Source organism: Pseudomonas sp. NPDC090208 (genome assembly GCF_044746785.1).
Taxonomy (GTDB): domain Bacteria; phylum Pseudomonadota; class Gammaproteobacteria; order Pseudomonadales; family Pseudomonadaceae; genus Aquipseudomonas.
Map to the genome: position 1 here is coordinate 546,765 of NZ_JBIVCU010000001.1, position 25,921 is coordinate 572,685.

General features: G+C 61.7%; 28 protein-coding genes. 13 read left to right on the top strand and 15 right to left on the bottom strand.

Annotation, left to right across the window (positions count from 1 at the left end; genetic code table 11):
- Positions 1–24 precede the first annotated feature (24 nt).
- Positions 25–702 carry an FKBP-type peptidyl-prolyl cis-trans isomerase gene (locus ACIPL0_RS02365; RefSeq protein WP_400594011.1) on the top strand — a complete coding sequence of 226 codons (678 nt, stop codon included), beginning with the start codon at positions 25–27 and terminating at the stop codon, positions 700–702.
- Between the two features lie 45 nt (positions 703–747).
- On the opposite strand, the gene rsd is transcribed toward ACIPL0_RS02365, so the two are convergent.
- From rsd to ACIPL0_RS02405, 8 genes are all read right to left on the bottom strand, one after another.
- Positions 748–1,206, bottom strand: coding sequence for a sigma D regulator (gene rsd, locus ACIPL0_RS02370; RefSeq protein WP_400594008.1), 459 nt, complete (start codon positions 1,204–1,206; stop codon positions 748–750).
- 182 nt (positions 1,207–1,388) lie between these two features.
- A complete protein-coding gene (locus ACIPL0_RS02375; RefSeq protein WP_400594005.1) occupies positions 1,389–1,916 on the bottom strand; it encodes a disulfide bond formation protein B in 528 nt (175 codons plus the stop codon).
- A gap of 363 nt (positions 1,917–2,279) precedes the next feature.
- Positions 2,280–3,521 (bottom strand): heme biosynthesis HemY N-terminal domain-containing protein, encoded by a 1,242-nt coding sequence (locus tag ACIPL0_RS02380; RefSeq protein ID WP_400594002.1) that lies wholly within the window; start codon positions 3,519–3,521, stop codon positions 2,280–2,282.
- On the bottom strand, positions 3,518–4,600 hold the full coding sequence (locus tag ACIPL0_RS02385) for a uroporphyrinogen-III C-methyltransferase (protein ID WP_400595157.1): 1,083 nt from the start codon (positions 4,598–4,600) through the stop codon (positions 3,518–3,520). The genes ACIPL0_RS02380 and ACIPL0_RS02385 overlap by 4 nt, the downstream gene beginning before the upstream one ends.
- Before the next feature lie 110 nt (positions 4,601–4,710).
- Positions 4,711–5,490: a uroporphyrinogen-III synthase gene (locus ACIPL0_RS02390; RefSeq protein WP_400593999.1), complete on the bottom strand. Its 780-nt coding sequence runs from the start codon at positions 5,488–5,490 to the stop codon at positions 4,711–4,713.
- Positions 5,487–6,428, bottom strand: a complete 942-nt coding sequence (gene hemC / locus ACIPL0_RS02395) for a hydroxymethylbilane synthase (protein ID WP_400593996.1) — start codon at positions 6,426–6,428, stop codon at positions 5,487–5,489. Before hemC ends, ACIPL0_RS02390 begins: the two co-directional genes overlap by 4 nt.
- A gap of 269 nt (positions 6,429–6,697) precedes the next feature.
- Complete coding sequence (locus ACIPL0_RS02400) at positions 6,698–7,444, bottom strand: LytTR family DNA-binding domain-containing protein (protein ID WP_093466028.1); 747 nt, start codon at positions 7,442–7,444, stop codon at positions 6,698–6,700.
- A complete protein-coding gene (locus tag ACIPL0_RS02405; protein WP_400595155.1) occupies positions 7,441–8,523 on the bottom strand; it encodes a sensor histidine kinase in 1,083 nt (360 codons plus the stop codon). Before ACIPL0_RS02405 ends, ACIPL0_RS02400 begins: the two co-directional genes overlap by 4 nt.
- Positions 8,524–8,668: 145 nt before the next feature.
- On the opposite strand from ACIPL0_RS02405, the gene argH reads away from it, so the two are divergent.
- Positions 8,669–10,063, top strand: coding sequence for an argininosuccinate lyase (gene argH, locus ACIPL0_RS02410; protein ID WP_400593993.1), 1,395 nt, complete (start codon positions 8,669–8,671; stop codon positions 10,061–10,063).
- 44 nt (positions 10,064–10,107) lie between these two features.
- Here the strand turns inward: argH and ACIPL0_RS02415 are convergent, their stop codons facing one another.
- Positions 10,108–10,776 carry a glutathione S-transferase family protein gene (locus ACIPL0_RS02415; protein WP_400593990.1) on the bottom strand — a complete coding sequence of 223 codons (669 nt, stop codon included), beginning with the start codon at positions 10,774–10,776 and terminating at the stop codon, positions 10,108–10,110.
- A gap of 185 nt (positions 10,777–10,961) precedes the next feature.
- Here ACIPL0_RS02415 and ACIPL0_RS02420 point away from each other — a divergent pair, with 185 nt between their 5' ends.
- From ACIPL0_RS02420 to ACIPL0_RS02430, 3 genes are all read left to right on the top strand, one after another.
- Positions 10,962–11,261: a hypothetical protein gene (locus ACIPL0_RS02420; protein ID WP_400593987.1), complete on the top strand. Its 300-nt coding sequence runs from the start codon at positions 10,962–10,964 to the stop codon at positions 11,259–11,261.
- 743 nt (positions 11,262–12,004) lie between these two features.
- Entirely contained in the window at positions 12,005–12,253 is a 249-nt protein-coding gene (locus ACIPL0_RS02425; protein ID WP_400596690.1) for a TIGR02647 family protein, read from the top strand.
- A gap of 203 nt (positions 12,254–12,456) precedes the next feature.
- Positions 12,457–15,306, top strand: a complete 2,850-nt coding sequence (locus ACIPL0_RS02430; RefSeq protein WP_400596691.1) for a class I adenylate cyclase — start codon at positions 12,457–12,459, stop codon at positions 15,304–15,306.
- Positions 15,307–15,504: 198 nt separating this feature from the next.
- On the opposite strand, the gene ACIPL0_RS02435 is transcribed toward ACIPL0_RS02430, so the two are convergent.
- Positions 15,505–15,732: a DUF1289 domain-containing protein gene (locus ACIPL0_RS02435; RefSeq protein ID WP_400596867.1), complete on the bottom strand. Its 228-nt coding sequence runs from the start codon at positions 15,730–15,732 to the stop codon at positions 15,505–15,507.
- Positions 15,729–16,070: an iron donor protein CyaY gene (cyaY, locus tag ACIPL0_RS02440; RefSeq protein ID WP_400596692.1), complete on the bottom strand. Its 342-nt coding sequence runs from the start codon at positions 16,068–16,070 to the stop codon at positions 15,729–15,731. Before cyaY ends, ACIPL0_RS02435 begins: the two co-directional genes overlap by 4 nt.
- Positions 16,071–16,310: 240 nt before the next feature.
- Here cyaY and ACIPL0_RS02445 point away from each other — a divergent pair, with 240 nt between their 5' ends.
- The 6 genes from ACIPL0_RS02445 to ACIPL0_RS02470 are packed head-to-tail and all read left to right on the top strand — an operon-like array spanning position 16,311 to position 20,893.
- On the top strand, positions 16,311–16,469 hold the full coding sequence (locus ACIPL0_RS02445) for a lipoprotein (RefSeq protein ID WP_400596693.1): 159 nt from the start codon (positions 16,311–16,313) through the stop codon (positions 16,467–16,469).
- Positions 16,470–16,478: 9 nt separating this feature from the next.
- Positions 16,479–17,726: a diaminopimelate decarboxylase gene (gene lysA / locus ACIPL0_RS02450; protein WP_400596694.1), complete on the top strand. Its 1,248-nt coding sequence runs from the start codon at positions 16,479–16,481 to the stop codon at positions 17,724–17,726.
- A gap of 4 nt (positions 17,727–17,730) precedes the next feature.
- On the top strand, positions 17,731–18,561 hold the full coding sequence (gene dapF, locus ACIPL0_RS02455) for a diaminopimelate epimerase (protein WP_400596695.1): 831 nt from the start codon (positions 17,731–17,733) through the stop codon (positions 18,559–18,561).
- A gap of 13 nt (positions 18,562–18,574) precedes the next feature.
- Entirely contained in the window at positions 18,575–19,300 is a 726-nt protein-coding gene (locus ACIPL0_RS02460) for a DUF484 family protein (protein WP_400596696.1), read from the top strand.
- Between the two features lie 2 nt (positions 19,301–19,302).
- On the top strand, positions 19,303–20,208 hold the full coding sequence (xerC, locus tag ACIPL0_RS02465) for a tyrosine recombinase XerC (protein ID WP_400596698.1): 906 nt from the start codon (positions 19,303–19,305) through the stop codon (positions 20,206–20,208).
- Positions 20,198–20,893: an HAD family hydrolase gene (locus tag ACIPL0_RS02470; protein WP_400596699.1), complete on the top strand. Its 696-nt coding sequence runs from the start codon at positions 20,198–20,200 to the stop codon at positions 20,891–20,893. The genes xerC and ACIPL0_RS02470 overlap by 11 nt, the downstream gene beginning before the upstream one ends.
- Before the next feature lie 454 nt (positions 20,894–21,347).
- On the opposite strand, the gene sutA is transcribed toward ACIPL0_RS02470, so the two are convergent.
- The 4 genes from sutA to glnK form a co-directional block, all read right to left on the bottom strand.
- Positions 21,348–21,677 (bottom strand): transcriptional regulator SutA, encoded by a 330-nt coding sequence (sutA, locus tag ACIPL0_RS02475; RefSeq protein WP_400596700.1) that lies wholly within the window; start codon positions 21,675–21,677, stop codon positions 21,348–21,350.
- A gap of 93 nt (positions 21,678–21,770) precedes the next feature.
- Complete coding sequence (locus ACIPL0_RS02480) at positions 21,771–22,202, bottom strand: secondary thiamine-phosphate synthase enzyme YjbQ (RefSeq protein WP_400596701.1); 432 nt, start codon at positions 22,200–22,202, stop codon at positions 21,771–21,773.
- A gap of 250 nt (positions 22,203–22,452) precedes the next feature.
- The gene (locus tag ACIPL0_RS02485; RefSeq protein WP_400596702.1) at positions 22,453–23,790 is read right to left on the bottom strand and encodes an ammonium transporter; all 1,338 of its coding nucleotides are present in this window, start codon (positions 23,788–23,790) and stop codon (positions 22,453–22,455) included.
- Between the two features lie 33 nt (positions 23,791–23,823).
- Positions 23,824–24,162, bottom strand: coding sequence for a P-II family nitrogen regulator (gene glnK, locus ACIPL0_RS02490; protein ID WP_002555808.1), 339 nt, complete (start codon positions 24,160–24,162; stop codon positions 23,824–23,826).
- A 418-nt stretch (positions 24,163–24,580) separates the two neighbouring features.
- On the opposite strand from glnK, the gene ACIPL0_RS02495 reads away from it, so the two are divergent.
- Both ACIPL0_RS02495 and ACIPL0_RS02500 read left to right on the top strand, forming a co-directional pair.
- A complete protein-coding gene (locus tag ACIPL0_RS02495; RefSeq protein WP_400596703.1) occupies positions 24,581–24,844 on the top strand; it encodes an accessory factor UbiK family protein in 264 nt (87 codons plus the stop codon).
- 444 nt (positions 24,845–25,288) lie between these two features.
- Positions 25,289–25,912, top strand: coding sequence for a CDP-alcohol phosphatidyltransferase family protein (locus tag ACIPL0_RS02500; protein ID WP_400596704.1), 624 nt, complete (start codon positions 25,289–25,291; stop codon positions 25,910–25,912).
- Positions 25,913–25,921: the final 9 nt, after the last annotated feature.

The following is a 25,921-nucleotide window of genomic DNA, read 5'->3' on the forward strand; positions in this document are numbered from 1 at the left end:
CACTCCCCAGGCCGGAGAGCATTCATGTCGCGCTACCCGTTATTGTCGTTGTTCCTCTTGGTTCCACTTGCTCACGCGACCGATGCTCCACCCTCCGATAATGCCCATGACCTGGCCTACAGCCTGGGTGCGAGCCTGGGTGAGCGTCTGCGCCAGGAAGCCCCGGATCTGCAATTGCAGGCACTGGTCGATGGGCTGCAGCAGGCGTATCAGGGCAAGCCTCTGGCGATCAAGCCGGAACGCATGGAGCAGATTCTCAACGACCACGACGCGGCGCTCGCCCAGGCGGAAAACTCCGGTCAGTCCGAACCACAGACAGAAGCAGCGCTGAAAGAAGAGCGACGCTTCATGGACGTCGAGAGAGCCAAGCCTGGTGTGCGCCAACTGGCGGACGGCATTCTCATGACCGAGCTGACGCCGGGCAACGGCCCCAAGCCGGACATCAACGGCCGCGTGCAGGTGAAGTACGTCGGACGCCTGCCTGACGGCACGATCTTCGACCAGAGCCAGCAGCCGCAATGGTTCCGTCTGGACAGCGTGATCGCCGGCTGGACCACCGCCCTCGCCGACATGCCGGTGGGTGCCAAATGGCGTCTGGTGATTCCTTCCGCGCAGGCCTACGGTGCAGAAGGTGCTGGCGACCTTATCGATCCGTTCACGCCACTGGTGTTCGAAATCGAGCTGATGGCGGTGTCGCAATAAAAAAGGGTGCCTCGAAGGCACCCTTTTTTCATGTCCTGAACAGCGTCAGGCCTGAACGGCGTCCTGCGCCTTGTGCGCGGTGTGCAGCACCTCGATCAGGCAGTCCTCCAGTTCGAAACGCTCGTGCAGCAAGCCACCCAACTCCTTGAACTTCTCGGCCACACACTGGCCCTTGTCGCAGAGGTCGTTGAAGGCCAGCAGCTTCTCGGTGATGACATCGATACGTGGATAGAGGGTGTCAGCCAGCTCAAGGCCGCGCGTGTCGTTGAAGGCCTTGGCCTCGCCCGTGAGCTGCTCGTAGATTTCGAAGTGTCCGGCAGAAACGTAGTCGACCAGAGTGGCGCAGAATTCCTGCAATGGTTTTTTGGTTTTGGACAATGCTTCGGGCTCTGCGCCCAGATCGTCATAGGCCCGAATCAGCTCGTTACGCTCCTGGAGCCAACGGTCGATCAGCTTGTGCACACCGCCCCAGCGTTCCTGAGCATTCTGACAACTTTCCAGCATGATGTTCTCTCTTCCCTTCAGGGGCACACGACCTGAATCCGCTCCGGTACGGGCCGATGCCTATGAAAACCGGCTGTGAAAAAACGTCGACAGCAGCATTGTTCCGATGACGCGTGCGGCCCAGATTATGCCCGCACGTTCAGCGCTTCAAGGTACGCAGGTGAGAAAGTTCATACAAGTGTTTAATCCGACGCCCCCGAATCCACGGGTCGCGGCAGGCGAAATTCGATGCACAGGTAGTACAGGGCAAACAGGCTTGCACCCGCAAACGCCAGCAGGCTCCACTCCGGCAGACTGATGCCGAACAGTGACCAGGTGATTTCGTTGCAACCGGCGCTGCCCGCCAGGATCGACGTCATCACGTTTAACCATGACTCGGTGTCGATCAGATGCTGCAGGCTGTCGAGGCAAGATTCCATGTTCTCCGGCGGCGACGCCTGCAGCCAGACCTGACGGGCCGCCGCAGCGGCGCCCATTGACGCAACCAGCAAAAGAACGCCGGAGTAGACACGCCAGCCGGCTCTTCCGGGCGAATGAACCGTAGCCAGCAGGCATACGATCGAGAACGAAAACAGCAGGGCACGCTGCACATAACACAGCGGGCAAGGCATGACGCCAATGACGCGTTCCAGATACACGACCACTCCCATGATCAACACACAGGCGAAAGACGCCAGAAAAAACAGGGAGCGTGTGCGGGCCAGATGCATGGATATTCCGTAACAAAAGACGAAGGCGGCTACGGTAGAGGAAACGGAGACTCGCTTTCAAGGTAACTGGAGGGCGATATTTCTTGGTTTCCGTAAGGAATTACCGATATTGGTCTCAAGACTTCTTACTGATTTTCATCGGAAGAATCGCAGCAATTAATTACGGCATGGAAATGTCCTACGCATTTCGCAGGGCGTAGGCAAAATCCGTAGGAGCGCGCTTGCCCGCGATTGCGTCCTGTCAGACCAGACATTTTTTGCAGACACGGCGCCATCGCGGGCAAGCGCGCTCCTACAGTCAGGCGAATACGCAAAAATCGGGCATCAAAAAAAAGGCCCCGCAGGGCCTTCTTTTTCAGACGCTCACGACAACGCCGGCAACGGTCGCGCCAGCAGGCGCTCGTCGAGCAGGCCCAGACCTTCCTGGAACAGTTGATTGCTGCGAACCGTTTCGCCCAACTGTCCCAGCAGCCGCGCCAGCTCGGCACAGGCTTCCGGGTTGCGTTGTAGCTTCAGGCTGGCTTCCAGGTAATCCCGGGCCTTGCCCCACAGCGCGCCTTGCAGACACAGACGCCCCAGCGTCAGCAGCAGACCAGGGTCATCCGGGTGCTGCTTCAGCCAGCCCTCGGCGGCCTGCAGTTGCTTGACCGGGTCAGCACCGCGAACCAGGCCGTAGAGCCGCGCCAGGTGGCTGTTGTAATCACGCTTGAGCGCTGCCCGCAGCACTTCTTCGGCCTGCACATCGGCACCGTGCCGACGCAGTTGCTCGGCGTACGCCAGAATCAGCGCAGGCTCCTGACGCTGGGCCGATGTCAGCTGTTGCCAGGCCTTGTCCAGCGCAGGCAGGCCGGCAGGCCCAGCCTCGTTGCCGGTTTCCCGGTAAGCGGCCAGCGACAGGTTTTCACTCCATGCGCGTTTTTCCAGCTCTGCCAGTTCCTGGGCAGGCAACACTTTGTCCTTGCGCAGCTCCGGCATCAGGCGGATCAGATCGGACCACTCGCCGCGCTGGCGGTACAGCCGCTGCAACTGGCGCAGCACCTGCGGATTGTGCGGATGGCGCTCCTGCATGGCCTGCAATGTGTCACGGGCGCCTTCGCTGTCACCCCGATCAAGCTGCAACTGCGCGTGGTTCAGGGCAATCGCCAGTTCGGCCTGCGGCTGACGCTCAAGGGCGCGCTCCAACAGATTGTCGCTCTCCTCGTAACGGCCCTGCTCGTTGGCCGCCCGTGCGGCGCCGAGGTAATACAGCAGTGGCTGACGATCAGCTTCGGCAGCCCGATGCAGATGGCGCTGGGCGCTGGCCCAACGGCCTTCAGCCAGATCCATCTGCCCTTGTTCGATGGCGATCTGCACCCGACGGCTGCGGTTGCGCCGCGACCATGGGTTGACCACGCCACCGGACGTGGTGAGCAACAGCAGCAACCCGCGTATCACCCAGACCAGCAACCCGATGACCACCAACAGACCCAGTGCCGCCCACAGGCTCGACTCGTAGCGGAAGCTGTCATAGGCGATCAGCACGTAGCCGGCATGGCGAGAAATCGCGAGGCCGACCAGCGCCGCCAGCACGATCAGAACGAAGACGATCACATAAGCGCGCTTCATGGGCGACTCCCCGGCTGCGCTCCGTCAGCCTGTTTGTCCAGCGCGCCGCCGACCGGCGTGTGGCGCTGCTCCAGATAAGCCTGCACCGCACCCAGGCTCTGCGCCAGGTCCGGCGTCAGCACCGACACTGGCTGTTTGGCCAGTTCGTCGAGGCGCTCGCCCATGACCTTGCTCTGCGGGTTGTCGCGATTGAAGTTGCTGTCCAACACGCTGCGAGCTTCGGCGACCGCCTTGCTGTAGACCGCCGCTTCGCCATTGAGCGCGGCCCACTGCGCCTGCTCCAGTGCGAGGCTCAACGCCAGACGCACCTGGGTCAGACTCTGCCCGGCCAACAGCGGACGAATGCTCTTGTCAGCGTTGAAGTCGATGCGGATGTAATGGGAAATGTTGTCCCACCACTTGGCCCAGTAGCTGTCCTCGCTGCCATCGGTGAGACCGAACAGTGAACCACCCTTGTCCTTGTACTCCGGCGCCAGCGCGTTCAGCTCGATGGCCTGATCGCGCAGGGCCGCCAATTGCAGGAACAAGCCGGTGCGGTCCGGCTGATCGACACTGCGCAAGGCTGCCAGGCTTTTCGCCAACTGTTCGCGGGCAGCGAAGGCACCCGGGTCGTCCTGCTCGCGGAGAATTTCGTCGGCGCCCTGCACCAGCGCCTGGGCGCTGTTGATGTCTTGCAACGCCGACAGGCGCAGGCTGGCCAGACGCAGCAGATGCTCGGCCTCGGCCAGACGCCAGTCCTTGCGGCTCGCGCCCAGCACGGTTTCCAGACGCTGGCTCAGACGCTGCTGATCGCCCTGCAACTGGGTCACCAGACGGCGGCGGTCTTCCAGCTCTTCAGCCGGCGGCAATTGCGCCAGCCGCGCGGCCAGTTGCTGCTCGCTCTGTTTGAGCATCTGGGTCTGCGCGCCGATGTCCTGCAATTGCCCGGACTGTTGCTGGTGACCGGCTTGAATCGCGCGCAATTGCCACACGCTCCAGCCGCCCACGGCCACACCGGCAGCGCCCAGCAGCAGAGCCAGCACCGCCAGCCCCTGACCGCCACGACGTCTGGAAGGTTGTTGTTGCGCTGGGTCCGACAGCGGTGCCGACTGGGTCACCACCGGTTCAACGTCATCTTTTGGCAAGACTGTTTCGCTCACGTATCCATCCTTTGCATGGGGCGTAACCGCGTAAACCGACGAGTCGGTGATTACGCCTGTAAGGCAGGCGCGGGATGTTCCCGCAACGCTGCCAGCAAGGCCGAAGCACTGGCGCCACGGCAGTCGACTACGGCAAGAGCCCCGGCATTGCGCGCAAGTTGCGCGACCCGGGGACTCGGTACAAATAAAGGTAACTGCGCAAGCGTCGGCCAGGCATCGCCAGCCAATTCGCGCAAATGCTCAAACCCCTGTCCACTGCTGACCACCAGCCCGTTCAGGCGTTCCGCCGCAACACGCTGCGGCAGGGCAAAAGCCGGGTATTGCGGCAGATGGCGACGGTACAGCGGCAGGTAATCGACAGTAGCACCGCGCTCGCGCAAGCGCTCGGCCAGCAGCTCGCGGCCCTCTTCGCCACGCAGGATCAGTACTTTGGGATCGAAGCCGGACAGGGCCCGCTGCAACTCGGGCAGATCGAGCAACGCTTCGCTGTCGTCGCCCTGTTCGGGGTAGTGCACCCGCAGCCCGTAGTCATCGAGGATCTGCGCAGTGGCGGCGCCCACGGCGAACCAGGTCTGCACCTGCATCGGCGGCTGCGGCCAGATTTCGTCGACCAGTTCCAGCCCGAGGCGTGCCGCAGGCTTACTGACCGCGATCACCGCGCAGTAGGTGGCCAGGTTGTAGATGATCGAACGGTTTTCTTCCGAAACCGGCAGCGGCTCGATCTCCAGCAGCGGCAGGCTGGCACTGAACACGCCTTGATCGGCGAGCGTCTGCGCGAGCGCCTGCGACTCTTCGGCCGGACGGGTCAGCAACAGACGCCAGTTGCTCACGCCTCGTCCGCCTCGCCGTACACCGCCTTGAGGATGGCGCCGGCCCCCTGGCTCAGCAGCGCTTCGGCCACCTGCACGCCCAACGCCTGAGCATCGCTCTGCGGCGCTCGCGACTCGGCGCGCAGCAGCAAGCCGCCCGCCGGATCACCGACTAGGCCGCGCAGCCACAATTGATCGTTTTCCAGCACGGCGTAGCAGGCAATCGGCACCTGACAGCCGCCATTGAGGTGTTTGTTCAGCGCCCGCTCGGCAGTCACCCGTACAGCGGTTTCGGCGTGATGCAGCGGCGCCAGCAAGGCGTGCAGCTCGGTGTCGACGCTGCGGCACTCGATACCCACGGCCCCTTGTCCGCCAGCCGGCAGACTGTCGTCGATGCTGATGGCAGCGGTGATGCGGTCCTCGAAGCCGAGGCGGATCAGACCGGCAGCAGCGAGGATGATCGCGTCGTACTCGCCGGCATCCAGCTTGGCCAGCCGAGTGTTGACGTTGCCGCGCAAGAACTGGATTTTCAGATCCGGACGGCGCGCCAGCAGTTGAGCCTGACGACGCAGGCTGGACGTGCCGACAACACTGCCGGCCGGCAACTCGTCGAGGCTGGCGAAGGTATTGGACACGAACGCATCGCGCGGGTCTTCACGCTCGCAGATGCAAAACAGGCCCAGCCCCTGCGGGAAATCCATCGGCACGTCTTTCATCGAATGCACGGCGATGTCGGCTTCGTGTTCCAGCAGCGCGGTTTCCAGCTCTTTGACGAACAAGCCCTTGCCGCCGATTTTCGACAGCGGCGAATCCAGCAGCTTGTCGCCACGGCTGACCATCGGCACCAGTGTCACGATCAGGCCCGGATGCGCCTGTTCCAGGCGGGCCTTGACGTATTCGGCCTGCCAGAGGGCCAGTGCGCTTTTGCGGGTGGCGATGCGGATTTCGCGAGAGGACATGGATCAATCCGTACTGAATGAATGCGGCGAATGATAACAGCTCGGCCCGGCGGGGCCGATGGCTGTCTGCGACGCCTCATGATCTCAAATCGTCCACCGAACGCCATGCGGCGGCGTGTCACTACCCGGCATTGTGACCATCACAAAAACCTGTGGGAGCGAATTCATTCGCGAGAGGCCGGTACATTCGACAGGAATTCGTCGGCTGTGCCACCGCCTCGCGAATGAATTCGCTCCCACAGGCCATCCGTGATCCAGCGAATCAGAGGCTAGAGCTGCTGCATCATCTTGCGCACACCCGCCACATGCCGGCGGCTGACAATCAGCGCATCGCCGTTGAGCCCCTTGAGGAACAACTGGAAATGCCCCAACGGTGTGCGTTGCAGACGCTCGATACGGTCGCGAGCCACCAACGCGTTGCGGTGGATACGCACGAAGCGGTCACCGAACTCGTCCTCCAGCGCCTTCAGCGGCTCGTCGAGCAGCACCTCGCCGTCCTCATGGCGCAAGGTCACGTATTTGTGGTCGGCAATGAAATAGATCACGTGATCCAGCGGGATCAGCTCGATGCCTTTGCGGGTCCGCGCGCTGATATGGCTGCGCGGACCGTTGCCGCTCTCGGCGGCGGGCCGGGTCATGGCTGCCAGTTGCACGCGGTTCGGCCGTTCGGCCTTGCGCAGGGCTTCGAGCAGGTTTTCCGGACGCACCGGTTTGACCAGATAACCCACGGCACTGACTTGAAAGGCTTCCAGGGCAAATTCGTCGTGGGCGGTGCAGAACACCACGGCTGGAGGTGTATCGCGCTCACACAGTTTGGCGGCGACCTGCAGACCGTCCAGACCCGGCATGCGGATGTCGAGTAACACCACATCGGGTTTCAGGCTGTCGATCAGCGTCAGGGCTTCTTCGCCATTGGTGGCACTGGGTTCAAGGACCCGATAACCCTCAAGATCGCCCACCATACGGCTCAGGCGATCGCGGGCTAGGGGTTCGTCATCAACGATCAGGACATTCATATTGCTCTGGCTTCCTGCGTGAGTCTCGCACAAGGATAGCGTAGACAGGTGAAGTGACGACCGTCACGGCGCTCCACGCTCAGACTCGCGAGGGGGCCAAAAAGTGCCGTGATGCGGGCGCCGATATTTGCCAAGGCCTGCTGAGTGCCGCTTGAAGTCTGCCGTCGGGCGACTTCGTCATAGGGATTACTGACACGCAATATGAATACTCCCCGTTCGTAGTCCGCCTCGACTCTGACCACGCCACCTTCGACACGGGGCGCGATTCCGTAGATCAACGCGTTCTCAAGTAATGGCTGCAAGGTTAGCTGGGGAATCGGCAAATCGTCGGGAATTGCACTGATATCCCAGTCCAACTGTAGACGCTCGCCAAGTCGATATTGCTCAATCGACAGATATCGCCTGGCCAGCTCCAGCTCTTCGCGCCACGTGGTCAGGCTGCCGGGCTTGCCCAGGCTGGCGCGAAACAGGTCCGACAGATCCAGCACCGCCTGTTCTGCCTTGGCCGGGTCGCTGGTGACCAGGCTGGCGATGCTGTTGAGCGTGTTGAACAGGAAATGCGGACGGATCCGCGCCTGTAACGACTCGATCCGCGCCTGCAACTCCGCTTGCTGCTGTTTGCGCCACTGACTCTGTAGATAAAAGTAGCGCAACATCAGCGCGGACATGATCACGGCAATCAATGAATAGCGCAGATAGCGTTCGAGCGCGCCATCGACCGGGGTGACGCCGGCCAGCTGGCAGTAATCGGTGACTGCCGTACACAGCACCGTCACGGCCACCACCAGCAGGCAGCCGATGGCACCGGCCATGCCCGCAGGCAAGCGTGCCAGCCAGGGACGCAGCCCGCACAGCAACGCCGCCGAGAGCAGCACGATCCATTGCACGAACAGGGAAATCAGCGCCAGCCGCACCCAGTCGAATGCCGGACGCATGGGCTCGACCAGCACCAGCACCATGACCAGCAATTCCGCCAGCACGACCAGCACCAGCAGCGCCTGCGGCAGGCACAGTTCCGGAAGGAAGAACTCTTTTCCGGGCGAAGCGCTCTGGCCCGGCTGATTGCGCTCGTTTTGCATGGCTCCAGTCTCTGCGCTCATCCGGTTATGGGCAAGCTGTCCGGGATAAAAAAACGGCAATGCTGTTATCATCGCCCGCGCCTTTTAAAATCGGCCTTGCCATTTCTTCATCAGTACAGCAACCAGCAGAGCAGCGAGCGAATCCATGAGCACCGACAAGACCAACCAGTCCTGGGGCGGCCGCTTCAGTGAACCCGTCGACGCCTTCGTCGCACGCTTCACCGCCTCGGTCACTTTCGACCAGCGCCTTTACCGCCACGACATCATGGGCTCCATCGCCCACGCCACCATGCTGGCCAAGGTCGGCGTGCTGACCGACGCCGAGCGCGACAGCATCATCGACGGCCTGAAGACCATTCAGGGCGAGATCGAAGCCGGCAGCTTCGACTGGCGCGTGGACCTGGAAGACGTGCACATGAACATCGAAGCGCGTCTGACCGATCGCATCGGTATCACTGGCAAAAAACTGCACACTGGCCGCAGCCGCAATGACCAGGTCGCCACCGACATCCGCCTGTGGCTGCGTGACGAGATCGACCTGATCCTCGCTGAGATCACCCGCCTGCAACAGGGCCTGCTGGGCCTGGCCGAGCGCGAAGCCGACACCATCATGCCGGGCTTCACTCACCTGCAGACCGCACAGCCGGTGACTTTCGGCCACCACATGCTGGCGTGGTTCGAAATGCTCAGCCGCGACTACGAGCGTCTGGTCGACTGCCGCAAGCGCACCAACCGCATGCCACTGGGCAGCGCGGCGCTGGCCGGCACCACCTACCCGATCGACCGCGAGCTGACCTGCCAACTGCTGGGCTTCGAAGCCGTGGGCGGCAACTCACTGGACAGCGTCTCCGACCGCGACTTCGCCATCGAATTCTGCTCGGCGGCCAGCGTGGCGATGATGCACCTGTCGCGCTTCTCCGAAGAACTGGTGCTGTGGACCAGCGCGCAATTCCAGTTCATCGATCTGCCGGACCGCTTCTGCACCGGCAGCTCGATCATGCCGCAAAAGAAAAACCCTGACGTGCCGGAACTGGTCCGTGGCAAGAGCGGCCGCGTGTTCGGCGCCCTGATGGGCCTGCTGACCCTGATGAAAGGCCAGCCACTGGCCTATAACAAGGACAACCAGGAAGACAAGGAACCGCTGTTTGACGCCGCCGACACCCTGCGCGACTCCCTGCGCGCATTCGCCGACATGATTCCGGCCATCAAGCCCAAGCACGCGATCATGCGTGAAGCGGCCCTGCGCGGTTTCTCCACCGCGACCGACCTGGCCGACTACCTGGTACGCCGCGGCCTGCCGTTCCGTGACTGCCACGAAATCGTTGGCCATGCCGTGAAATACGGCGTGCAGACCGGCAAGGATCTGGCGGAAATGTCGCTGGACGAGCTGCGCCAGTTCAGCGACCAGATCGAGCAGGACGTATTCGCCGTGCTGACCCTCGAAGGTTCGGTCAACGCCCGTAACCATATCGGCGGTACCGCGCCGGCGCAGGTTCGCGCCGCCGTGGTTCGCGGTCAGCAACTGCTGGCCAGCCGCTGATTCCGCAAGCGGGGCGATGATCGTCATCATCGCCCCGCCCTGCTTCACCCTGCCGCTACCGCCTGCACGCGCTTGAGAAAGATCGGATAGTCGAGTTCCCGATCCGCCGCGACGATCCGCGCACTGGGCCTGTCGTTCAGTCGTGCCAGCAACTCCCTCGCCCCCTTGATCTCACTCAACAGATCCAGCCCGAACAGGCGCTCGCCGACCTGCTGCGCCAGATCCACGCTGTACATGAAATAGATATCCGCCAGAGTGAACTCGGCGCCGACCAAATAAGGGCTGAACCTGACCCTGCGCGCCAACGCTGCAAAACCCTTGATCAGATCTCGCCGGGCCTTGGCCTTCAACGCTTCGGGTGTCGCTCGCCCGCCAAACAGCGCCTCGACATAACACAGCCGCGCTGGCAGCTCGATATACAGCTCGATTTCCTTGACGGTTGTCCAGACCTGGGCCCGGCTGAACGGGTCGGCAGGCAACAGCGGGATGTAGGGCTGGGTGTCTTCCAGATAACGCAGGATGACGTCGGTTTCACTGATGAACCCCTGTTCGGTCTCCAGCACCGGCACCTTGCCACGGGCACTGACGGCCAAGGTTTTCGGGTTCTGACAGCCATGCATGGGCACGACGTCGAAGGGCAGTTGCTTCTCCAGAAGCGCCATCTTGACCATGTTGAAGTAGTTGCTTGAAGCGAATCCGTACAGCTTGAACATTGACAGGCCTCCTTGGCCATTTGGGCATTCATTGGCCGCTCGCCGACCTGCACATCGCAGAATCCGCAGCGACAAAAAATCTTACACAGCAGTAAAAAATATTTATTGCTTGATGTCAGAAGCAATGCCGATCTCTTTCGTAGGAAATTACAGCTAGACTGCGGGATTGTTCTGAGGAGCCCGAAATGAGTGATCCAATCGACACCGATAACGACGACGAAGCCTTCGCCGAATCGACCCTGACCCAAGCCATCGAAAACCAGATCGAAAGCGGCGAGCCGCCAGCGGCCAAGGCCACCTTCAACAAGCTGACGCTGGTCGGTTACGAGCGTGACGACATCCTCAACATGATGGCCCACGTGCTGGCGGTGGAGATCGACGGCATCCTCGAAGAAGACCGCCCGTTCAACACCGAATGGTACGAACAGGCCCTGCGCGCCCTGCCAGAACTGCCGCCGGGTGTGGAACTGGACGACGAAGAGTAAGCCCGCCCGCTAACGGTTCTCCGTAGCATTCCGGCTTGCTGGCGGTGGCGGTCTCTCGAACGCCTTTGCGGGCAAGCCCGCTCCCACAGAAGTTCTGTGTTTCGCCGGCCTTTGATCTGGCTTTTGATCTGTTTTTGATCTGGGGCCCCGTCCCAGAAGGCCGAACGCAGGCGATGCGCAGTGGGTCGAGCGACAGGATGTCGCGAGAGCCGCGTGGGCCATGGATGGCCCATTCGCGGCGGGCCCACGGAGCATTGCCGGAGTGCGGGTACATCGAGCCTAGGCGAGATGCCGTATGGCGGGGTAAGAAGCCCTTGGTTACTTGGGGCTTTTCCAAGTAACTCGCCGTGAGGCGAAACAGGGCTGCGTTAGCAGCTAAAGCGTCAGGCCTGACATACCGAGTGCACAGGATTTACGACGACTTCGTCGCCGGTCGCAGGGCAAGCCAGCTCCTACACTGGTCCGCGTAACTCGCCGCCAGGTGAAACCAAGCTGCGTTAGCAGCTACAGCGATCAGCCAGACATACCGTGTGCACAGGATTTACGACGACTTCGTCGCCGATCGCAGGGCAAGCCAGCTCCTACAAGGGGCCGCGTCTTCCACCTGACCACCGGCCAGCAACTTTCTGCAAAACCTCCAGACGCTAACTACACTGCAAAAGCCTCGCTGCCGGTTGTCCACGAGGCTGTCACGCCTGCGATTCCCGTCGCGGTGTATCCACTGGAAAAAGTCTGGAGCACCTATGTCGTTTACCCCCGAACTGATTGCTGAACTGGAAATCCTGTCACTGTTCAACCTGAGCAATACCCAGGAGGGTCTGAAGGTTCACCACGTTGCGGCGCCATCTGCCGTCGCCGCGGCCAGACGCCTGCACGAAAAAGGCCTCACCACCCAGGTCGACGGAGGCTATCTGACCAGCCTGGGCCTGGACGCCGCCGAACACGCTCAATCGCTGCTGACCATCCTCACTGTCAGCCAGGAAGCCGCCTGAAACCAACCGCTCGCGAAACCTTTCAACGACATCGTAAATAAAGGTTTCGCGAACCCTGATTTTGTACGATGCTGCGCCGATAAAATTCTGGCGCCAGAAAAAAGACACGCAGTCGCCTTACCCAAAGCCGCCTGACGCTGCACTTTCCATTCAGCTGCCTTGCTCGCCACCCCTGCAGTGCCGCTCGCCGGCTTTGAGTCGCGATGATGCATAGTTCTGAAATCCGCCCCGACCTGGATGAGGGCATCGACCGCAAGGTCCTCAGCCAGTTGCGCAAGCGCTTTCTGACTCTGAACGAGGGTCGGCTGGCGCGCGCCAACGAAGGCCTGTCAACTCGCCAGCAAGGCGTGCTGACGCTGCTGCCGCTGTTCTTTCACGTCAATCATCCGCTCTTGCCCGGCTATGTCAGCGGCGCGACCCCGGCCGGCGTATCCGGTTACGAACCCGAAGCCGAGGTGCTGGCTGAAGCCCAGCGCCTGACCCGCTCGTTTTCCTACAAGCCGCGCCGGGGCAATCCGCCACAGCCAATCCATGGCATTTTCCTGATGGGCAGCCTGGGCACCCTCGCCCAGGCCGATCAGAGCGACATGGACGTGTGGATCTGCCACGACTCGGCCCTGCCGCCGGAGCAGGTCCAGGAGCTGCGCAAGAAATGCCAGGCACTGGAGGAATGGGCCGCGACCCAGGGCGCTGAAGCGCATTTTTTCCTGATCGACCCTGAACGCTTCGTGCTCGGCGAACGCGATTCGCAACTCAGTGGCGAAGACTGCGGCACCACACAACATTACCTGCTGCTCGACGAGTTCTACCGCACCGCCATCTGGCTGGGCGGTCGCACGCCCATGTGGTGGCTGGTGCCGGTGTATGAAGAAACGCGCTACGCGCAGTACACCCACACCCTGCTGTCCAAGCGCTTCATCCGCGCGGACGAGGTGCTCGACCTGGGCAACATGTCGCACATTCCGCCGGGCGAATACATCGGCGCCGGCTTGTGGCAGCTGTTCAAAGGCATCGAGTCGCCTTACAAATCGGTGCTCAAGCTGCTGCTCACCGAAGCCTATGCCAGCGAGCACCCGCAGGTGCAGTGCCTGAGCCTGCGCCTCAAGCAAGCCGTGTTCGCCAACCGCGTCGATCTCGACGAGCTGGACCCGTACATGATGGTGTACCGACGGATCGAGGAGTACCTGCTGGCGCGCAACGAGCCGGAGCGGCTGGAACTGGTCCGCCGCAGCCTGTATCTGAAGGTCAACAAGAAGCTCACCGGTTCGCCGCGCTATCGCAGCAACGGCTGGCAGCGCCAGTTGCTGGAGCGACTGGTGCAGGAATGGCAGTGGAACGAACGCCAGCTGGTACTGCTCGACAGCCGCAGCCAGTGGAAGGTGCGCCAGGTCGCCGGTGAACGGCGGGCGCTGGTGGGCGAACTCAACTACAGCTATCGCTTCCTCACCCAGTTCGCCCGCACCCAGAAAACCGCCGGCCCGGTGAATACCCGCGACCTCAACGTGCTGGGTCGACGCCTGTACGCCGCGTTCGAGCGCAAGGCCGGCAAGGTGGAGTTCATCAATCCGGGCATTGCCCCCGATCTGGCCGAAGACACCCTGACCCTGGTGCAGTCGCCCAATCGGCGCGAGCCCGGCAAATACCAGTGGGGCCTGTACAACGACAACCTCGGCATCCACGAGTGGGAAAATGCCGTCCCGATCAAGCGCAGTCGCGAACTGGTGGAGCTGCTTGCCTGGTGTCATCGCAACAACGTCATCGACAGCAGCACGCGGCTGGCGCTGCATCCGGGCAGCAGCGACCTGAGCGAATTCGAGCTGTTCAACCTGCAGGGCGCCCTCCAGCAAAGCTTTCCCATGCCGCTGCCCGTGGTTGAAGAAAACGTGCTGCTGCGCCCCAGCGTGCCGAGCGAAATCCTGCTGCTGGTCAACGTCGGCGTCGACCCGCTCAAGCACCACAAGGATCTGAACATCCTGATGACCACTGAGCGCACCGACTCGCTGAGCTATGCCGGGGTTCGGGAAAATCTGGTGCTGACGTTCGACCAGATCACCCTCAACAGCTGGAATGAGCTACTGGTCAGCCGCTTCGACGGGCCGCACGCGCTGCTGGACTGCCTGACCGAACTGCTCAACAGCCTCCCCACCGCACAGCCGATGCCGGTGATCCGCGTGCGCTGTTTCTGTCACAACCGCGCGCCGGCCATTGCCCAGCGCGTCGAAGAACTGATCAACACCGCGCAACTGTTGCTCAGTCGGCGCCTGAATCATCGTTATCTGATTCAGGTCGAGCAGCGCTATCACGTCCTGGAAATGGCGCCCGAACAAGTCAGCCATGTCGCCCTGCCCGACATGCCGGCACTGCTGGCGTATCTGGGCGAGGAACTGTCGCGCTACAGCCCGATACACCTGGACCCGCAGGCGCTGGACGACAGCGACCTGTCGCTGATCATTCCTTACGGCCAGCCCGAGTGCATTCAGGTGTTCTACCGGATCAACGAACCCCACGCCGACCTGTATGTGCTCGATGAACACAACGCCCTGTGGCACCAGCGCTTGCCGTACCACGATGAGCCGAGCCTGTTGCTGCCGCTACAGCGCTTTCTGCAATCGTTGATGTACCGGCGTGGCGCACTGTTGCCGCTGGACAATCCGCTGGAGCCGGCCTCGCTGGAAACGCTGTTCTACCGCGTCACTCCGGACGGCGCGACCCGGGCGCGACGCATCGAACAGCGTCAGCCGCCGCAGGCCTCGACGGACAAACCGTTCTACGACGTACAGGCCATCGTCGAGGAGGCCACGCCAGGCCAGGTGCATGTGACGCTGTATTGCGACGGTATGGAGTTTTCCGAGCTGGAATTCGGCGAACAGCTGTTCAGCGTGGTGGCCCGACAGATTCTCGACCAACGCCGCGAGAGCCAGCGCTACCGCTGCTACATCACCGACCTGGACCTGTCCGGCATTCTCGGCGACAGCCGCGGCGAGACCATCCTGTTCCTGCGCTACAAGGCGGAGCTGGAAAAATCGCTGAATGCGGCGATGGATGAGGCGTGAGGCCGTTTGCGAGATTTGCTTCGCGAGCACTGGTTTGCGCGCCCCTCTGTAGGAGCTGGCTTGCCCTGCGACCGGCTGCGCAGCAGTCGTAAAATCAGCAAATGCGATCTATCTGATCCACCGCATTTATCGAATTTACGACGGGTTCCCCGCCGGTCGCAGGGCAAGCCAGCGCCTACAGGAGGCGGACAGGCCGACCTACAGACCTGTGCGGCGCTGTTCGGCCTGGCGGACAATCTCCCGCCGCCGCTCATCGGTCGCCGCGCGCCATTCGCGGATGTCTTCGACATGACGAAAACAGCCGGTGCAGACTTTCGCCTCGTCCAGTCGACAGACGCTGATGCAAGGCGACTGCACCGCCGGGCTGACGTTGCTGTACAGCGGCTTCGGCGGGCGCACGGGGGCGGCGCTGGCGGTCACGATCAGTTGCCGTCGATGGCGTCGAAATCGATCTCGACACCGGCCTGTTTCTGCGCCAGACGCTGCAGCATCTCGCCCAGCAGCTCTTCGGATTTGTCGCAGACCCAGCGCTTCTCCTGTTCGTCGTAGTCGAAGTGGAAACCACCGGCGACCGCCGCCAGCCACAACTGACGCAGCGGCTCCTGGCGACTGAAGATGAACTGAGTGCCGTTCTCGAATTTCACGGTCAGGACACCGGCCGAACTCTCGAGGTCCAGATCCAGATCCGTCTCGTCGAAGATGTCCTCAAGCTTTTCTTGAGTGGCATCGACCAGATCGTGAAAGCGGGCTTCGGTCAAACTCATTGCAGGAACCTCGAAAAATGACGACTGATTGCGCAGCGACGCACGATACGGTCGCTCTGCGGCAATTGCAAAGCATACCCGCCCAATCGCCACCTGCCGCGCCAAAAAACCGCACGCGCTTTTCGCCGGGATCAGGCGCCTGCGTCAAAGCCCCGCCGGACGGGAACTCCAGCGCATAGGCAATCTGTCGGGTGGTCGGTATACTCGGGCGCAATTAATGCTTATACAAAGGATTTCGCCATGAAGCGCCTGATTTCCTCACTGGCTGCGCTCCTCGCGGTTGCGTGCCTGGTCTCTGCCTGCGGTCAAAAAGGTCCGTTGTATCTGCCCGACGGGGAGCAGTCCAATGCACCTGGCGCCCAGAACCAATCGCACTCGCACAAGCACTCGACCTACTAGGAATCAGTCATGGACGCCTTTAACTACCGCGACGCCGAGCTGTTCGCGGAGGGAGTTGCATTGTCTGCCATCGCCGAGCGTTTCGGCACGCCGACCTACGTCTACTCCCGCGCCCACATCGAAGCCCAGTACCGCGCCTACGCCGATGCTCTCGACGGCATGCCGCATCTGGTCTGCTTCGCGGTAAAAGCCAACTCCAACCTCGGCGTGCTCAATGTCCTGGCGCGTCTGGGCGCCGGTTTCGACATCGTCTCCCGTGGCGAACTGGAACGCGTACTGGCCGCTGGCGGTCAGGCCGACAAGATCGTCTTCTCCGGCGTCGGCAAGACCCGCGACGACATGCGCCGCGCCCTTGAAGTCGGCGTTCATTGCTTCAACGTCGAATCCACCGACGAGCTGGAGCGTCTGCAGGTCGTGGCTGCGGAAATGGGCGTACGTGCGCCAATTTCCCTGCGGGTCAACCCGGATGTCGACGCCGGTACTCACCCGTACATCTCCACCGGCCTCAAGGAAAACAAGTTCGGCATCGCCATCGAGCAGGCCGAAGACGTCTACATTCGTGCCGCTCAGCTGCCGAACCTGGAAGTGGTCGGCGTCGATTGCCACATCGGCTCGCAACTGACCACGCTCGAACCGTTCGTCGATGCGCTGGACCGCCTGCTGGATCTGGTCGATCGCCTGAGCGACTGCGGCATCCAGCTGCGTCACCTGGACCTCGGCGGTGGCCTGGGCGTGCGTTATCGCGATGAAGAGCCGCCACTGGCCGGCGATTACATCAAGGCCGTGCGCGAGCGTCTGCAGGGTCGCGACCTGGCGCTGATGTTCGAACCGGGCCGTTTCATCGTCGCCAACGCCGGCGTGCTGCTGACCCGCGTCGAATACCTCAAGCACACCGAGCACAAGGATTTCGCCATTGTCGATGCGGCAATGAACGACCTGATCCGTCCGGCGCTGTACCAGGCCTGGATGAACGTCACCGCCGTGCAGCCGCGCGAAGGCGCTGCCCGCAGCTACGACATCGTCGGCCCGATCTGCGAAACCGGCGACTTCCTCGCCAAGGAACGCGATCTGGTGCTGGCCGAGGGCGATCTGCTGGCTGTGCATTCGGCCGGTGCGTATGGCTTCGTCATGAGCTCCAACTACAACACTCGCGGCCGTACCGCCGAAGTGTTGGTCGATGGCGATCAGGCATTCGAAGTGCGTCGCCGTGAAACCGTGACCGAGTTGTTTGCCGGCGAAAGCCTGCTGCCGGAGTAATCCCATGCTGCTGCGTTTTACCAAGATGCATGGCCTGGGCAACGATTTCATGGTGCTGGACCTCGTCAGCCAGCACGCGCACATCCTGCCCAAGCACGCCAAGCAATGGGGCGATCGGCACACCGGTATCGGTTTCGATCAGCTGCTGCTGGTCGAAGCGCCGAGCAACCCGGATGTCGATTTTCGCTACCGGATCTTCAATTCCGACGGTTCGGAAGTCGAGCAGTGCGGCAACGGCGCGCGCTGCTTCGCCCGCTTCGTGCTGGACAAGCGCCTGACCGCGAAAAAACAGATCCGCGTCGAAACCAAAGGCGGCATCATCGAGTTGGACGTGCGCAACGACGGCCAGATCAGCGTCGACATGGGGCCACCTCGCATGGTGCCTGCGGACATCCCGTTCCAGGCGCCGCAGCAGGCCACTTCCTACACGCTGGATGTCGACGGTGAATCCGTCGAGCTGGCGGCGCTGTCCATGGGCAACCCCCATGCGGTGCTGCGGGTCTACGACATCAACAATGCGCCGGTCCACTCGCTGGGCCCGAAAATCGAAAACCACCCGCGCTTTCCGGCGCGGGTCAACGTCGGCTTTCTGCATGTGATCGACCGTCAGCGCGCGCAGTTGCGCGTCTGGGAACGCGGCGCCGGGGAAACCCAGGCCTGCGGTACCGGCGCCTGCGCGGCTGCCGTTGCCGCCATCAGCCAGGGCTGGATGGATTCGCCGCTGCTGATCGACCTGCCCGGCGGACGCCTGTCCATCGAATGGGCCGGCCCTGGCCATCCGGTGCTGATGACCGGCCCCGCCGTCCGGGTCTATGAAGGCCAAGTACGTTTATGAGTGAGAGCAACCAATGACCGACCAGCCTCAGACTTCAACCGACTCCCCTGCCGATAACGCAGTGCCGAACCTTGAAGCCGAGGCTGTCGCGGCCTGGCTGCAGCAACACCCTGAATTCTTCAGCGAGCGCGACGACCTGCTCGTCGCGATGCGCGTTCCCCACCAGCGCGGCGATACCGTGTCGCTGGTCGAGCGCCAGCTCAAGCTGCTGCGCGAACGCAACATCGAGATGCGCCACCGTCTTTCACAGCTGATGGATGTGGCCCGCGACAACGACCGCCTGTTCGAAAAGACCCGCCGCCTGATTCTGGCGCTGATGGATGCCACCAGCCTGGAAGAAATCGTCATCGCCGTGGAAGACAGCCTGCGTCAGGAGTTTCAGGTACCTTTCGTCAGCCTGATCCTGTTCAGCGACAACCCGATGACCGTGGGCCGCTGGGTCAGCAGTGCCGAAGCACAGAAAGCCATCGGCGGCCTGATTTCCAGTGGCAAGACGGTGTGCGGCGCGTTGCGCGAGCACGAGCTGGAGTTCCTGTTCGGCGCCGAGCAGAGCAAGGAAGTCGGCTCTACCGCCATTGTCACCCTCAATCATCAGGGTCTGCATGGCGTGCTCGCCATCGGCAGCCGTGATCCACAGCATTACAAAAGCTCCGTCGGTACGCTGTTTCTCACCTATATCGCCGACGTTCTCAGCCGCTTGCTGCCACGCTTCGCCAACGCCCTGCGCTCGGTACGCTAGCCATGGAACGGCAGCTGGACGCTTACTGCACGCACCTGCGCAGCGAGCGCCAGGTGTCGCCCCATACACTGGACGCCTATCGCCGCGACTTGGGCAAAGTGCTGGGTTACTGCGAAAAACAGCATATCGACAGCTGGAAACAGCTCGATACCCAAGCCATGCGCAGCCTTGTCGCACGCCTGCATTCGCAGGGACAGTCCTCACGCAGCCTGGCCCGTCTGCTGTCGGCGGTGCGCGGGTTCTATCAGTACCTCAACCGCGAAGGCCTCTGCGAACACGATCCGGCCAACGGCCTGTCGCCGCCCAAGGGTGAGCGACGCCTGCCCAAGACCCTCGATGCCGACCGTACCGGGCAGTTGCTCGACGGCGGTGTCGAAGACGAATTTCTGGCTCGCCGCGATCAGGCAATTCTGGAGCTGTTCTATTCCTCTGGCCTGCGTCTTTCCGAGCTGACAGGGTTGAACTGCGAACAGCTGGATCTGGCCGACGGTCTGGTGCAGGTACAGGGCAAAGGCAGTAAAAGCCGCGTGCTGCCGGTGGGCCGAAAAGCCCGGGCGGCGCTTGAGGAATGGCTCAAACAGCGAACGCTCGCCAACCCGGTGGACGATGCGGTGTTCATCAGCCAACAGGGCCGCCGTCTGGGGCCGCGCTCGATTCAGCTGCGGGTCAAGGCCGCAGGCGAGCGTGAGCTGGGGCAAAATCTGCACCCGCATATGCTGCGGCACTCCTTCGCCAGCCACCTGCTGGAGTCGTCACAGGACCTGCGCGCGGTGCAAGAGCTGCTGGGCCACTCCGACATCGCCACCACACAGATTTACACTCACCTGGATTTCCAACATCTGGCGACGGTGTACGACAGCGCCCACCCCAGGGCCAAACGCAAGGATTCTTCCGAAAATGAGCATTAAGCTGATCACCTTCGATCTGGACGACACGCTGTGGGAAACCGCACCCGCCATTGTCAGCGCAGAAGCCATGCTTCGCGACTGGCTGGGCGAACACGCGCCCAAGCTGGGGCCGGTGCCGGTGGAACATTTGTGGGAGATCCGTTCACGCCTGGTGGAAGCCGACCCCAGCTTCAAGCACCGAATCAGTGCACTGCGTCGCCGAGTGCTGTTCCATGCGCTGGAAGACGCCGGTTATCCACAGGCCGAAGCGCAGGATCTGGCCGAGCAGAGCTTCGAGGTATTCCTGCATGGCCGCCATCAGCTGGATATTTTTCCGGAAGTGGTGCCGACCCTGGAAATCCTCACCCGCACCTACACCCTTGGCGTGGTGACCAACGGTAACGCCGATGTACGTCGGCTGGGCCTGGCCGACTATTTTGCGTTCGCCCTGTGCGCCGAAGACCTCGGCATCGGCAAGCCCGACCCGGCACCGTTTCTGGAAGCACTGAAACGCGGCAAGGCCGAGGCCGGCAACGCCGTACACGTCGGCGACCACCCCGGCGACGACATCGCCGGCGCGCAACAGGCCGGCCTGCGGGCGATCTGGTACAACCCGGCCGGCAAAGTCTGGGAAGCGGATCGCCGGCCAGATGCGGAAATCAGCAGCCTGACGCAGTTGCCTGAGGTGTTGAGGCGTTGGGGGTGATGTGGGTTGGTTTGGGATCGCTAGGTTTTGGCTTGGGATTGTGACATTGATGCCCTTCGGGCGCTTTCGCGGGCAAGCGCGCTCCTACATTTTTTGCAACGTGCCATGGCCTGATGGATCGAGTTGGTAGTTTTGGTGCATGGCGTTAGATGGCGACTTTGATGCCCTGCGGGCTCGTTCGCCAGCAAGCCGGCTCCTACATTTTTTGCAACGTGCCATGGCCTGATTGACCGAGTTGGTAGCCTTTAAAGCAGACCGTGATGCTGCGGCATGCACAAAGGCAATCTACTCGGTCTGTCAGAATGCGGCACGTTGCAACAAATGTAGGAGTGAGCTTGCTCGCGATAAGGCCCGAAGGGCACCAAAGTAAGAATCCCAAGCCAAAAACAGCCAAAAAAAAGCCCGCAGCGACAGCGGGCTTTTTTTTCAGCGTTCCAGCAGGTACCCATCGCCCTTAGATAGGGCGGCTACCGTACTTGTTGTCTGGCTTCTTGGGCGGATCGGCGACCACGTTGGCCTCCACTTCCTGAATCTTGCCCCCGCGCGAAAGAAACTCTTCCATCGCGCGTGCCAGCGCATCACGTTCCTTGTTCTTGGCTTCGACGCTAGGCAGTTCATCGACCGAGACCGCAGCCTTGGCCTTGCCTTTGGACGGAGTTGCCGCCGCTTCGGGACTGTCGTCTACGTCCGAACCGTCGTCATCGGGAGCCGCTGCGAGCTCCTCACCATCCTCTTCGTCTTCCAGACCGTCATCAACCAGATCGTCGTTGTCGTCGTCGCTCATGTTCTACCTCATGACTTGCTAAAGCAGATTAGTTATAGCCCAACCGCACTTAATTTCTAAGACGGCCAGAAAAAATTCAACCACCGCCGACAATCAGCGGTCGTGCCCCTCACCCTGCAGGGTGGCGAGGACTTTGCGGGCACCGCCGACATCACGGTGCTCGCCTAAATAAACACCTTGCCAGGTACCCATCGCCAGACGGCCGTCCGTTACCGGAATCAGCAGCTGACAGCCCAGCAGGCTGGCCTTGAAGTGCGCGGGCAGGTCGTCCGGGCCTTCGTCGTCATGTTCATAGCCGCCCTGCCCCTGAGGCACTAGGCGGTTGAAGAAACGCTCGAAGTCGCGACGTACTGCCGGGTCGGCGTTTTCGTTGATGGTCAACGAGGCCGACGTATGCTGCAGCCAGAGGTGCAACAACCCGATGCGGCAATCCTTAAGGCCCGGCAAGGCCGAAACGATCTCGTCAGTTACCAGATGGAATCCGCGAGGCCTTGCCCGCAGGGTAATTCTGGTCTGTTGCCACATACGCTTCTCCGCCCTTCGGCGCGCATTCTAACGCGCTGAAAAAAAAAACAAAGCGTGCAATGAACGACGTTTTCTGTAAGTCGTACGCCCATACAGATATTCGTCTGAAACCGTTCTGGCACCACCGTTCCAGCCGCATGCCTGCGAGCTTCACGGAGTATTGTGCGGCGCCTTGCGCCCAGCCCTCCTATCGACAAACGCCAGACAAAAAAATGCCCGGTAATCCGGGCATTTTTTCACGATGTCGTGATTACAAGTTGTAGCCACGCTCGTTGTGTTGCGCAAGGTCCAGACCGACCGCTTCTTCTTCCTCGGTGACACGCAGGCCCATGACCGCGTCCAGTACCTTGAGGATGATGAAGGTGACGATCGCGGTGTAGATCACCGTGAAACCGACGCCTTTGCACTGAATCCAGACTTGTGCGGCGATGTCGGTGACAGTGCCGAAGCCGCCCAGCGACGGGGCTGCGAACACACCGGTCAGGATCGCGCCGAGGATACCGCCGATACCGTGTACGCCGAAGGCGTCCAGGGAATCGTCGTAGCCCAGCTTGCGTTTCAGGCTGGTGGCGCAGAAGAAGCAGACCACGCCAGCGGCCAGACCGATGACCAGACCGCCCATCGGGCCGACAGTACCGGCAGCCGGGGTGATGGCAACCAGACCGGCAACCACGCCCGAGGCGATACCCAGTGCGCTTGGCTTACCGTGGGTCAGCCATTCGGCGAACATCCAGCCCAGCGCTGCAGCAGCGGTGGCGATCTGGGTGACCAGCATGGCCATGCCGGCAGTGCCGTTGGCGGCGGCTGCGGAACCGGCGTTGAAGCCGAACCAGCCTACCCACAGCATTGCAGCGCCGACCAGGGTGTAACCCAGGTTGTGCGGAGCCATCGGAGTGGTCGGGAAGCCTTTGCGCTTTCCCAGTACCAGGCACGCCACCAGACCGGCGACACCGGCGTTGATGTGGACCACGGTGCCGCCCGCGAAGTCGAGCACGCCCCAGTCCCACAGCAGGCCGCCTACACCGCTCCAGACCATGTGCGCGATCGGCGCATAGACCAGGGTGAACCAGATGGCCATGAAGATCAGCATCGCGGAGAACTTCATGCGCTCGGCGAAGGCACCGACGATCAGCGCCGGGGTGATGATGGCGAAGGTCATCTGGAAGGTGACGAACACCGCTTCAGGGAACAGTGCCGCAGCACCCGTGATGCTGGACGGGGTGATACCCGCCAGGAACGCCTTCGACAGACCGCCGACGAAAGAGTTGAAGTTCAGAACGTTGGCTTCCATACCGGTGGTATCGAACGCCAGGCTGTAGCCGTAGACCATCCACAGGATGCTGATCAGGCCGGTGATGGCAAAACATTGCATCATGACCGACAGAACGTTTTTCGAACGAACCATGCCGCCGTAGAACAGCGCCAGGCCCGGAATGGTCATGAACAGCACCAGTGCGGTGGAGGTCAGCATCCAGGCGGTATCGCCTGAGTTGAGTACAGGGGCTGCCACTTCGTCCGCCGCCATGGCCAGGCCAGGGGTTACGAGGGACAACAGGGCTCCTAGCCCTGCGAATTGACGCAGAGTCATATTGTTTTCTCCTGGGGCGTTGGGTTTGGCGGCTTAGATGGCGTCGGTATCGGTTTCGCCGGTACGGATGCGAATAGCCTGTTCCAGATTGACCACGAAGATCTTGCCGTCACCGATCTTGCCGGTGTTGGCGGCCTTGGTTATCGCTTCGATAACGCGGTCCAGATCCTTGTCGTCGATCGCAACATCGATCTTCACCTTGGGAAGGAAGTCGACTACGTATTCCGCACCGCGATACAGCTCGGTGTGGCCTTTCTGACGTCCGAAGCCTTTGACTTCAGTTACCGTGATGCCCTGCACGCCGATTTCGGACAACGACTCGCGGACGTCGTCCAACTTGAACGGCTTGATGATGGCAGTGACTAGCTTCATGAAACTTTCTCCCGAATTGGTGGACTTGCCCCAGGAAAACAAACCCGTCTCAAGTCTAAGCGCAGTGTCTGGCTTTGTAACGCGTCGAAGGCCCGAAACAGACCTGACCCTTTCCAGAAAACCGCTTCTGACGAAACACTTCCCCGCTCCGCCTGCCGCACTGCATTCGTCACAGCGACTGCATCAGTGCATGGGTCACATGCCTCTAAGCAGAAAGCTTGCCATCTCGCGAAAACCCGCCAATTACGGCGCTTTGATGGCCACTCGCTGCGCCCGGATCGCCATCATCCAATCCAGCCGCACGATAACAGTGCGCACGCCCGCGACCCGATGCGCGAAAATCGTGCAGGTCTGCGCCGTGAATTGACTGTAGACGCTGCGTGTTACACTGCCGCCCCGCTGACCGAGGAAAGACACCATGCTCGCGCCCAAAGCCTTTATCGACGCCCTGAGTGGCCACGCTTCGCGGCTGTTCAACGGCGAGACGCCACTGCCGCGCAACGAATTCGAAACCCAGTTCAAGGCCCTGCTGCAAAGCGGTTTCAGCAAGCTGGATCTGGTCAGCCGGGAAGAGTTCGACAGCCAGATGGTTGTCCTCGCCCGCACCCGTGCCCGTCTTGAGGCACTGGAAGCGAAAATGGCCGAGCTGGAAGCGCAACTGGCGGCGCAACCCAAGGAATGATTCACCGGAGTGCGTCGCTGCTGCCCTGTCATTGAACATGGGCAGTACCGACCGTCACCCACACCCTGTGGGAGCGAATTCATTCGCGATTGGCCCGTACAGCCGACATGGACTCTGTGTCCGCGACACCGCATCGCGAATGAATTCGCTCCCACAGTGCAGCTTCCCATCCAAATACTTCAGAAACGTCCTACATCTTTCCCCCGGGCAACTTGCTAATTTCCCCGCCCTCGCGACCACGACGTTTCATACATCCCGATAGCCCTGTTCTCACGCTGGCAGCACTGACTTCGGTGCGGCCTGTGTCACATCGGCTACGCATTCGTCAGCGTGCGCCGACCTGCGGACTATGCTGCTGAGCACGGAGAATGATGACGGCCAGCAGTTGCTGCCGATTGTCGTGACCGATCAGACGCTGCTTCCACTTGGCCGGGACCCGACCAGATGCCCTCGATTTACCAGCTCAAACCCGCGTTTCAGAATCTTTTGCGCCCCTGCGTGCAGCGCCTGTATGACCGGGGCGTGACCGCCAATCAGATCACCCTGCTGGCCGCGCTCGGCTCAGTGCTGGTCGGCGCGCTGATCGCGCTGTTTTCCACACACCTCGGCGTCTTCATCCTGGTGCCGCTGTGGATGCTGATTCGCATGGCGCTCAACGCCATCGACGGCATGCTCGCCCGCGAATTCGGGCAGAAGTCCGATCTGGGGGCGTATCTCAACGAACTTTGCGACCTGATTGCCGACAGTGCGCTGATCCTGCCTTTTCTATTGATCCCCGAAGTGAGCTTACTGCTGGTCCTGCTCGCCACCTTGCTGGCGTGGCTCAGTGAATACGCTGGCGTCATGGGGCCGATGATCGGCGCCAGCCGCCGTTATGACGGCCCGATGGGCAAAAGCGACCGGGCCTTTGCCTTCGGCGTCATCGCCACCGGCATTGCCCTTGGCTGGCTCGGCGCGACCTGGATCAACCTGCTGCTGGCGCTGATCTGCGCCCTACTGCTGTACACCCTGATCAACCGGATCCGTCAGGGATTGAAAGAAGTTCAGGAACACACCCCTTCTGCATAAGGATGTTGC